Origin of the sequence: Nocardiopsis sp. TNDT3, from assembly GCF_003427465.1 — a bacterium.
GTDB classification, from domain to species: domain Bacteria; phylum Actinomycetota; class Actinomycetes; order Streptosporangiales; family Streptosporangiaceae; genus Nocardiopsis; species Nocardiopsis dassonvillei.
The window spans coordinates 1-1,671 of sequence record NZ_QPFC01001289.1 but is presented as its reverse complement, the minus strand read 5'-3'; the positions used below and the strand labels follow the sequence as shown (position 1 = coordinate 1,671).

Annotated in this window: 2 protein-coding genes; one reads left to right on the top strand and one right to left on the bottom strand. The window is 69.6% G+C overall.

Annotated features, from left to right (window positions below):
- Window positions 1-607, bottom strand: a 607-nt coding sequence (gene pyrR / locus DQW06_RS26940) for a bifunctional pyr operon transcriptional regulator/uracil phosphoribosyltransferase PyrR (protein ID WP_117199542.1), incomplete at its 3' end; no start/stop codon positions are given.
- Between the two features lie 499 nt (window positions 608-1,106).
- Here pyrR and DQW06_RS26935 point away from each other — a divergent pair.
- A complete protein-coding gene (locus DQW06_RS26935) occupies window positions 1,107-1,601 on the top strand; it encodes a transcriptional regulator (protein WP_013154123.1) in 495 nt (164 codons plus the stop codon).
- The last annotated feature ends 70 nt before the right edge of the window (window positions 1,602-1,671 follow it).

Below are 1,671 nucleotides of genomic sequence, written 5' to 3'. Positions count from 1 at the left end.
GGGTGCGGGGGCGGGACGGGCCGAGCAGCACCGCGTCGTGTCCGTCGGTCTCCTCCAGGCGCACGGTGACGCTCTCGCGCAGCGAGGTGGGCAGGTTCTTGCCCACGTAGTCGGCGCGGATGGGCAGCTCGCGGTGGCCTCGGTCGACCAGGACGGCGAGCTGGACGGCGCGGGGGCGCCCCAGGTCGCCGAGGGCGTCCAGGGCGGCGCGGACGGTGCGGCCGGAGAAGAGGACGTCGTCGACGAGGACGACGACGCGGTCGTCGAGTCCGCCCTGGGGGATCTCGGTCCGGCCGAGGGCGCGGACGGGGGCGGAGCGCAGGTCGTCGCGGTACATGGTGATGTCGAGCGAGCCCGCGGGGACGGTGAGGTCCTCCACCCGTTCGATGCGCCGTGCCAGGCGGTGGGCGAGCGGGACCCCCCGCGAGGGGATGCCCAGGAGGGTGACGTCCCGGCCCCCCTTGGTGCGTTCGAGCACCTCGTGGGCGATGCGGGTCAGCGCCCGGTTGATCTCGCTGCCGTCGAGGACGGCGCGGGTGCCCTCGGGCGCATCGGGTGCGGGGGAACCGCCACCGGCGTCACCGGTCGTCGGTTTTTGCGCACGCAAAGTAGTGACTCCCTTCCCTGCCTCACTGAACAGGTCGTTAAAGGATGTCGATCGGATCCACGCTACCAGCGACGTTCGCGACCCCCGCGAGGCGGTCGATGACCCGAGGTCACGAATGTGACTCTGATCACACCACAAGCGCGCACGTACCCCCTGAAATGTGGTCATGTCGTCACCCAGTGGATACGGCAACGAAGGGGTCGAAACCTGAAATACCCAGGAGGAAGGGGCTTTTCGTGCCATCGTGACGCACGACTCCTCCCGCTCGGTCCTGACATGAGAGGTGTCTCACTTACGCACGGTTTGGCCACCGATTAGTCGCGTTTCACACCAACGGCTTGACCTGGAAGGCAGACCCCCCTACCGTCACTGTCTGTAACCACTGCCGGGTGGGGTTGCAACCCGTGACCATCCGCTGGACCGCCCAGGCGGCCCGCCGAGTACGAGCGGACGTCCCCCCACCACGCCAGCCACTGTCACGGCCGGGAGCGACAAGAAGATGCCATCCGAATACGCGAAGTCCCTCGGTGCGCGACTGCGTGCCATCCGCACCCAGCAGGGCCTGTCCCTGCACGGGGTGGAAGAGAAGTCCCACGGCCGCTGGAAGGCCGTCGTGGTGGGCTCCTACGAGCGCGGCGACCGCGCCGTCACCGTCCAGAAGCTCGCCGAGCTGGCGGACTTCTACGGCGTGCCGATGTCGGAGCTGCTGCCGGGCGGCGCGGCTCCCACCCCGCTGGGCCCCACGCCCAAGCTGGTCATCGACCTGGAGCGCATGCAGCAGCTGCCGCAGGAGAAGGCCGGGCCGCTGTCCCGCTACGTCGCCACGATCCAGAGCCAGCGGGGTGACTACAACGGGCGGGTGCTCTCCATCCGCCAGGAGGACCTGCGCTCACTCGCGGTCATCTACGACAAGTCGCCCGGGGACCTGACCGAGGAGCTCATCAACTGGGGCGTCCTCGACCCCGAGGCGCGCCGCGCGGTCGACGCCTTCTGACCGGTACCCGGACACCGGGACGACCGAACAGATTCGCACCCGCTCGACGAGAACCGGCGCCCCCGCGGGG